This is a genomic window from Flavobacterium azizsancarii (assembly GCF_027980145.1).
In the GTDB taxonomy this organism is placed as follows: domain Bacteria; phylum Bacteroidota; class Bacteroidia; order Flavobacteriales; family Flavobacteriaceae; genus Flavobacterium; species Flavobacterium azizsancarii.
This window is the reverse complement of sequence record NZ_JAMZNK010000054.1, coordinates 24,896-33,659: the sequence shown is the minus strand read 5'-3', so window position 1 is coordinate 33,659 and position 8,764 is coordinate 24,896. Positions and strand designations below refer to the sequence as shown.

The window sequence follows — 8,764 nt, the reverse complement described above, 5'->3', positions numbered from 1 at the left end:
TATAATTTAATATTTCTTTTACTTCTGTTCTGATTTGCATTTTCTGATAGATTTATAAATACAGAAAATAAAAATAATAGTTTTTTACAAAAGTTCCTTACACTCTTGGTTTAAAGCTTTGACAAAGGTTAGGCGCATTTAATTGGAATTTAATTTTTATTCGATCCACTTATAATATCTCGCCCCAATCAAATTAGGAATTTCTTTTTCGATTCGATCTAAAATCCACTCGTTTTTAGGGGTTCTCACACTTTGTTTTTGTTCTTTTTTATGAAGACTTTCATAAGTTTCAAAACCTATTTCTACACTTTCTTCTAAATTTTCAAAAAGTTTAGTTTTGACTAAAGCCGATTGCCATTCCGGTTGAATTGTTCCTTCAAATACTTTAGATTTAGAGCCGCTTCCGTAAGCCAGGAATCCAAATTTAGTTCCTGTAACGTCTTGTTTGGTATCATAATAATGAGCCAAAGTAGATAATAATCCCATGAAAATAGATCCTGTATAAAGATTTCCAATTAAAGAAGAAGCCAATTCTGCAGGCTGTAATTTCTCGGTTACGAATTTTCTGTACTCATCAGATTTCCCAACTTCTTTGATTTTAGTTTGATAATCTGCTGGTTCAATATTGTCTGCAATAATTTTATCAGCATGATCTAAAGCATAAATTTCAGATAACATTCGGCGTCCCTGAAAAGAGTAGGGAAGGTGCATGATAATGCTGTTCCAGGAATTGTATAAAGTTTCGGTTGTGTTTTTTAGTTTCTTGAATGAAAAGTAAGCAGATCTCGTACGATCCATATAGCATTGATTCGAATATTGACCATCAAAAACGGGCTGGTCTTTATGAATTTCGATTTCGGCTTCTAAATTATCAAACCAAGGATCGTTATTCTCATTTTGCGTAATCGATTCCTTTGAGATAGTTCTGTAGGGTTTAAAAAAATCAAAAACACCTTTTGTACTTGTTGCCCAATTATGATCAAAAGCAATAATTCTAGGGTTCGATGTTATTAGCATTGCAAGAGCTCCGGCACCTTGTGTATATTCTCCTGTTGAATTCAAATCATATTTCGCAAAATCAGTCGTAACAACTATTGCTTTTTTGGATGGATTTAGTTTTACAAAATCGATACAGTTTTGTAAAGCGTCTACACCGCCAATACAGGCAAATGTAAAATCGACAACATCACATTTTTCCAGAGAATCTTCTCCAAATTTCTGTTCCATTAAGCTGATTAAGAAAGAACTGATAGGTTTAGAGCTATCGATTCCGCTTTCTGTCCCAACATAAATCCTGCTAATTTCGTTTAGGTTTATTTCGTTTTCAAGAATAAGTTTAGTCAAAGCGTTTGCTCCAAAAACAACTGCGTCCTGATGAACGTCCGGCAAAGTCATTTTGATTAATCCGAGGCCTTTCTTTAATTTTTCAGGCTCAATGTTTCTGGCAATTGCCAAGGTTTTTATGGGTAAATGTATGTTGGCTACATCAAAAGAGATAGCGTCAATTCCTGTTTTCATTATCATGTTTTTTGAAGCTGATAAAGGTAAAATTATGCTTCTAGAATTTACTTGTTTTCGTTGATTAAAATCGTTGTAGCGTTTATTTTTGAGAAAAATAAATCAAATTGGGACTAAAAATAGCAATTTGGTAATTATGTAAAAGTTAGAAATAGGTTAAAATGGCTTGTGAAAAATATCTATTTTCTTGTTTTTAAATAATTTGCAATAATATTGGGCAAAGCTCTTTAAAATCATTATAAATAACAACGAAATGGTTGTAGTTCATGTCTAATTGCTTTATTTTTGTATAATTTTTTAAAACAAACTACTTAAACAATTATGGCACAATCTGCACTATTGAATGCTTCCATCTTAAAGAAAGTGGCTATGGCCCTTTCGGGAATATTCTTAATCACGTTTTTAGCGCTGCATGTTTCCTTAAATTTCATTTCTATTATTAGTAAAGATGTTTTTAACGAAGCGTCTCACTTTATGGGATACAATCCGCTGATTCAATATGTAATGCAACCAGTTTTGGCAATCGGGGTAATTTTCCATTTCGTTATGGGATTTGTATTGACTGCTCAGAACACTGCTGCGAGACCAATTGCATATGCAAAGTACAATGGAGCTGCTAATGCTTCCTGGAGTTCTAGAAATATGATTATTTCTGGATTGGTTATTTTGGCTTTCTTAGGATTGCATTTCTATGATTTTTGGTTTCCTGAAGTTACCTATAAATATATTGCAGGTGCCGCACCGGATGCTACAAGATATTATGGTGAATTAGTTCATAAATTTCATGACCCAATTCGTACTGGTATCTATTGTGTATCATTTGTGTTGTTAGGTTTTCACCTTTGGCACGGATTCGGTTCATCTCTTCAATCAATGGGGATGCACAATAAATATTCTAGATTTTTAAGTAAAGTGGGTTACGGTTTTGCAGTTGTAGTTCCGGCACTTTTCGTGATTATCGCATTATTTCATCATTTCAAACAATAATTAATATAAATTATAATGGCATTAGATTCAAAAATTCCACACGGCCCAATATCGGACAAATGGACAGATTATAAAGATCATATTAATTTAGTGAACCCTGCAAACAAACGTAATTTAGATATTATTATTGTTGGTACAGGTTTGGCTGGAGGTTCAGCTGCGGCTACTTTAGCGGAGCAGGGATATAACGTAAAAGCATTTTGTTTTCAGGATTCACCTCGTCGTGCGCACTCTATTGCAGCACAAGGTGGTATCAATGCGGCAAAAAATTATAAAGGTGACGGTGACTCGGTTTACAGATTGTTTTATGATACTGTAAAAGGGGGTGACTACCGTGCACGTGAGGCAAACGTTCACCGTTTGGCTGAAGTTTCTACTAATATTATTGACCAGTGTGTGGCTCAGGGAGTTCCATTGGCTCGTGAATATGGTGGATTACTAGATAACCGTTCTTTTGGAGGAACTTTGGTTTCCCGTACATTTTATGCACAAGGACAAACTGGTCAGCAATTATTGCTAGGAGCTTATTCTGCAATGAACCGTCAGATTGGTCGTGGAAAAGTGAAAATGTACAACCGTCACGAAATGCTTGACATTGTTATCGTGAACGGTAAAGCGAGAGGTATTATCGCTCGTAACCTTATTACGGGAGAAATAGAAAGACATTCTGCTCACGCAGTAGTTGTTGGTTCTGGAGGATACGGAAACGTGTTTTTCTTGTCAACAAATGCTATGGGAAGTAACGCAACAGCAGCTTGGAAAATACATAAAAAAGGAGCGTTTTTTGCAAATCCTTGTTACACGCAAATTCACCCAACATGTATCCCGGTTTCTGGAGATCACCAGTCAAAACTGACTTTGATGTCTGAATCGTTACGTAATGATGGTCGTATTTGGGTTCCTGCAAAACAAGAAGATGCTAAAGCGATCCGTGAAGGAAAGAAAAAAGCAACTGATTTATCTGAAGCTGAAAGAGATTATTTCTTAGAAAGAAGATATCCTGCTTTTGGTAACTTAGTACCTCGTGATGTTGCATCTCGTGCTGCAAAAGAAAGATGTGATGCTGGTTTTGGAGTTAATAAAACCGGAGAAGCTGTTTACTTAGATTTTGCTGCTGCGATCAAACGTTACGGAACTGAAGAAGCTTTCGTAAAAGGTTTAAATGATAAAGATGCTGCTTTAGTAACAAAATTAGGAGCTGAAATCGTGAAAAGTAAATACGGAAACTTATTCCAGATGTATTACAAAATCGTCGATGAGGATCCTTATACAACACCAATGATGATTTACCCTGCAGTTCACTACACAATGGGTGGTACCTGGGTTGATTATAACTTAATGACTACAATTCCGGGATGTTTCTCAATTGGAGAATCTAACTTCTCTGATCACGGTGCAAACAGACTAGGAGCTTCTGCTTTGATGCAAGGTTTGGCTGATGGATATTTCGTATTACCTTATACTATTGGAGATTATTTAGCTCCGGATATTAAAATGGGAGAAATTTCTACAGATTTACCAGAATTCGTAGCAGCAGAAAAAGAAGTAAAAGATCAAATCGACAGATTTATCAATAATAAAGGAACTCATTCTGTAGATTATTTCCATAAGAAATTAGGAAAGATTATGTGGGATAAAGTAGGTATGGCTCGTAATGCTCAAGGTTTATCTGAGGCTATCGTAGAAATTGCTGCTTTACGTGAAGAGTTTTATAAAGATGTAAAAGTTCCTGGAAGCGCTAACGAATTTAATCAGGAATTAGAGAAAGCGACACGTGTTGCCGATTTCTTAGAGTTAGGAGAATTATTCGCGAAAGATGCATTGCACCGTAATGAATCTTGTGGAGGTCACTTCCGTGAAGAATACCAAACTGAAGAAGGAGAAGCACTTCGTGATGACGAAAACTTTGCATACGTTGCAGCTTGGGAGTACAAAGGAAAACCAAGTGATGCCGTATTACACAAAGAAGCTCTGGTTTACGAAAACATTAAATTAGTTCAAAGAAGCTACAAATAAAATTCGGTCGAAAGTCGAAAGTCAAAAGTCTCAAATAAGGCTTTTGACTTTCGACTTTAGGACTTTCAAACTAAAACAGTATGAAACTTACATTAAAAATATGGCGTCAGAAAAACGCCCAAGATAAAGGGGGAATTGTTGATTACCCAATCGACGGAATCGAACCAGATATGTCTTTCCTTGAAATGCTTGATGTTCTTAACGAACAATTGATCAACAAAGGAGAAGAGCCAGTAGCATTTGACCACGATTGTCGTGAAGGAATTTGCGGAATGTGTTCATTATTCATCAACGGAGAAGCACACGGACCAGATAGAGGAGTAACAACTTGTCAATTACACATGCGTATGTTTAAAGATGGTGATACGATTTTTATCGAGCCATTTAGAGCAAAAGCTTTTCCTGTAATTAAAGATTTAGTGGTTGACAGAAGTTCTTTTGACAGAATTCAACACGCAGGAGGATTTATCTCGGTAAATACTTCAGGTAATACAATTGATGCCAATACAATTCCAATTAACAAACACGATGCAGATAAATCATTTGATGCTGCTGCTTGTATTGGTTGTGGAGCTTGTGTTGCAACTTGTAAAAACTCATCAGCAATGTTGTTCGTTGCTGCCAAAGTATCTCAATTTGCTTTGTTGCCTCAAGGTAAAGTAGAAGCTGTTGATCGTGTTTTAAACATGGTACACCACATGGATCTTGAAGGTTTTGGTAACTGTACCAATACTGGAGCTTGTGAAGTAGAATGCCCTAAAGGAATTTCTCTTGAAAATATTGCACGTATGAACCGTGAGTATTTATCAGCAAGCTTAAAAGGATAATATAAAAGACTTTTAGTTTTATAAAAAAAGGTTCCGATATTTCGGAACCTTTTTTTATGTCTTATTCATAATACAATTGCGAAGCGCTTATTTCTTGTTTTTCTTTTCCTTCCTGCTGGATAAAACAAGTTAAGGTCGTTCCGCCAATCTGATCAAAATAACTGATGTTCAATTTGTGAAAACCTTTTTCCAGCTTTATGACCCCATATGCTTCGTTGAGCCAATGAATTCCGTCGTTATTCACCACTAATTCATTATCGATAAAAAGCTTCGATCCGTCGTCTGAAAGTGTCGAAATCGTATAATTTGCGGTTTCTGCGATATAGATGTATCCGTCGAATTTTAAGCCAATATAACGCTCCGTTTTCGTTTTCCATTTTTCACTGCTTATCGCACCTTCAAAAATTCCTGAATTAACGGGTTTTGCTAAATCTAAATCTTGTACTTGCTGAAACAATGTTCCGGTATAATAATCGAATTTTAAACCTTTCTTAGTTGGTTTTATGGCTAGAGCCGGTTTTGAATCCGGATTTCGAACTAATATCTTATTGATCGAACTTCTTCTTCCGCTCGGACTGATTTGAACTGTTTTGATGATTCTGAATTCTCCTTTCGGAATGTTTATCGTTACGGGTTTAGTGTAAAGTTGAGCAGTTTCGTCAGGGTTATAACCGTCAATAGTGTAGAAGATTTGACCGTTTTTGATGGTTGGTTTTAAATCCAGAACATATTTTGATGCGATTAATGCTGTTTCATCTGAGCCAAATGGTGTTGGGACTTTATACAATCGTTTCTGCGCTTCCAGTTTTTCTAAATGATAAGGAATTTGGTTTAAAATAAAATGATTGTAATTCTTGTTTTTCGGCTCTGTCCAGGCAATTTCGGCTAAAGCAAATACTCGTGGATAAATCATATAATTTAATTTTGCCGGACTCGTCAAATATTCAGACCAAAGATTCGATTGAACTCCTATAATATATTTTTGCTCTTCAACGGTTAAACTATCAACAGGAGTTGGGTTGTAGTTGTACATTTTTTCAACTGTCGTTAATCTTCCAATTGTTAAAGGTTCATTTGGCGAATAGCCTTGATTATAATCCAGATACAGCACTTGTTCCGGATTCATGATTACATTGTGTTTTTGTTTTGCGGCTTCAATTCCGCCAGACTCACCTTGCCATGACATTACCGCTGCGTTTGGTGCCAATCCGCCTTCCAGCATTTCATCCCAGCCCAGAATTTGTCTTCCGTGTGCATTTAGGAATTTTTCTATTCGGGTGGTCAGGTAACTTTGTAATTCATGTTCGTTTTTTAATCCTAAATCTTTGATTCGTTTTTGGCAATTCGGGCATTCTTTCCATTTTGTTTTCGGGCATTCGTCTCCACCAATATGAATATACTTACTTGGGAATAAAGCCATAATTTCGGTCAAAACATCTTCTAAAAAAGTAAAGGTTTCCTCTTTTCCAGCGCAGAAAATATCATCAAAAACACCCCAATATTCTATAACTTTATATTGACGATCCGGAAAACAGGATAAATTAGGATAAGCCGTAACTGCTGCAGTTGCATGACCGGGCATTTCAATTTCCGGAATAATATTAACATAATGATCTTCGGCAAATTTCACTACATCTTTGATTTCTTCCTGCGTATAAAAACCTCCGTACGGATTTCCGTCAAAAAAGTAGGGTGATCTTTCGAATTTATTTCCCACTAAAGTCTGTGCTCTTTTTGAACCTACTTCGGTTAATTTTGGGTATTTTTTGATCTCAATTCTCCATCCCTGATCGTCAGTTAGGTGCCAATGAAAGTTGTTTAGCTTATAGCTAGACATTTGTGCGATAAAATCTTTTATAACATCAACAGAGAAAAAATGACGGCAAACATCAAGGTGAAGCCCGCGGTAGCTGTATCTGGGCTCATCTTCTATGGTAACACAAGGTAGTTTTATTTCCTGATTTTTTGGTTTGTTGGGTAAAAGCTGCAATAAACTCTGAACAGCATAAAATAATCCTTCTTCACTTCCGGTAACGGTGATCTTTTTTGGAGTAATGACAATTTTATAAGCTTCTTTTTTTAAAGATTCAGCCGGATTTTTGGCAATAAACAAAACTTCAAGATTGCTTTTTTTGTTTGGCATATTTGAGTTTATAGCCGACTCGAAAATTTGTGCAGTTTTAAGTTCTCTTGCGCTGTATTTATTTTTTTCGAAAGTAAATTTTATCTGTCCGTTTAAACGAATACTATCTCCTGTTGCTTTGTATGAATTGGGAGCAGGGATAATAGAATTGTTTGTGAAAGAAGTTTGGGCATTTCCGAAAGAAAAACAAAATAGTAAAAGGAGAAATAGGTTTTTTTGCATGGTTGCTTTTTTGATTGTTAGACAAAAATATAGTTTATTGGTTAGGTTTGCATTTTTTTTGCAAAACGAATTTATACTTAAATGTCTTTAAAATAGATAAATTAACTTTTTTATTACATTGTGTTATAATTTGTTTCGCAATAATATTGCATTTATTGTTTACATTTGCTTCTATAAAATTGAATTTGCATGAGTAATGATAATGAAGTGATTAATTACACTAAAGAAGAACGTAAAAATCTTATTATAAAAGAGATAAACTTGCATACTCGTGTAAGTTTTGAAACGCTTTCTGCAAAATTATTTGTTTCAGAAGATACAGTAAGACGTGATATTAACGAACTTGAATCAGAATCTTTATTGATTAAAGTAAAAGGTGGTGCGATGACAAAAGCCTATCACCATGCTTCTTCTAATAATCAAACTTATGCAGGTGAATCTAAACAAATTATTGCTCAAAAAACGTTAGGTTTACTTCATGATGGAATGGTTTTACTAATTGGCGGCGGAACTACAATTCGTGAGTTCATCCGTTTGATTCCTGATGATTTGAATCTGACCATTTTTACCGTTACTGTTTTATCAGCAGTTGAACTTTTGGATAAACCCAATGTTAAAATTATCATGATTGGCGGCAGCATTTCGTCCTACAGCCAAATGTGTGTGAGCGGCGATGTCTATAATCAATTGGCGAATATTAGAGTCGATTTATTAATATTAGGAACCAATGCTCTTGATATCGAAGGTGGTTTCTCAGACTCTGATTGGGAAACCGTTCAGGTAAAAAAAGCAATGATTCAGGCTTCTGAAAAAACAGCGATTCTAACTATTTCTGAAAAACTCGATACTGTTCTAAAAATGAAAATTGCCAACTTATCTGAGGTTAATTATGTCGTTACAGAAGTTGATCCAAACGACGAAAAATTACAATCGTATAAGAAGGCAGTTCCCAGTTTAGTATTTCTTTAAGTCTAGCCTCTTTTGGTGTAATGCATACTAACTTCAATTTAACACATAGAAACATAGATTTTATGTGTAAAGAAGAATACAA

General features: G+C 35.3%; 6 protein-coding genes. 4 read left to right on the top strand and 2 right to left on the bottom strand.

The annotated features are described in order from the left end of the window. Positions 1–156 precede the first annotated feature (156 nt). Positions 157–1,518 carry a hydroxymethylglutaryl-CoA synthase family protein gene (locus NJT12_RS21695; RefSeq protein WP_271338217.1) on the bottom strand — a complete coding sequence of 454 codons (1,362 nt, stop codon included), beginning with the start codon at positions 1,516–1,518 and terminating at the stop codon, positions 157–159. Positions 1,519–1,839: 321 nt separating this feature from the next. On the opposite strand from NJT12_RS21695, the gene NJT12_RS21690 reads away from it, so the two are divergent. The 3 genes from NJT12_RS21690 to NJT12_RS21680 all read left to right on the top strand — a co-directional run bounded on the left by NJT12_RS21690 (position 1,840) and on the right by NJT12_RS21680 (position 5,348). Then, positions 1,840–2,505, top strand: a complete 666-nt coding sequence (locus tag NJT12_RS21690) for a succinate dehydrogenase cytochrome b subunit (RefSeq protein WP_271338216.1) — start codon at positions 1,840–1,842, stop codon at positions 2,503–2,505. A gap of 15 nt (positions 2,506–2,520) precedes the next feature. Next, the gene (locus tag NJT12_RS21685) at positions 2,521–4,521 is read left to right on the top strand and encodes a fumarate reductase/succinate dehydrogenase flavoprotein subunit (protein ID WP_271338215.1); all 2,001 of its coding nucleotides are present in this window, start codon (positions 2,521–2,523) and stop codon (positions 4,519–4,521) included. A gap of 80 nt (positions 4,522–4,601) precedes the next feature. After that, on the top strand, positions 4,602–5,348 hold the full coding sequence (locus tag NJT12_RS21680; protein ID WP_271338214.1) for a succinate dehydrogenase/fumarate reductase iron-sulfur subunit: 747 nt from the start codon (positions 4,602–4,604) through the stop codon (positions 5,346–5,348). Between the two features lie 61 nt (positions 5,349–5,409). Here NJT12_RS21680 and NJT12_RS21675 read toward each other — a convergent pair whose 3' ends face one another. Continuing rightward, positions 5,410–7,713: a family 20 glycosylhydrolase gene (locus NJT12_RS21675; protein ID WP_271338213.1), complete on the bottom strand. Its 2,304-nt coding sequence runs from the start codon at positions 7,711–7,713 to the stop codon at positions 5,410–5,412. 189 nt (positions 7,714–7,902) lie between these two features. Here NJT12_RS21675 and NJT12_RS21670 point away from each other — a divergent pair, with 189 nt between their 5' ends. Then, on the top strand, positions 7,903–8,682 hold the full coding sequence (locus tag NJT12_RS21670; RefSeq protein ID WP_271338212.1) for a DeoR/GlpR family DNA-binding transcription regulator: 780 nt from the start codon (positions 7,903–7,905) through the stop codon (positions 8,680–8,682). Positions 8,683–8,764 lie beyond the last annotated feature (82 nt).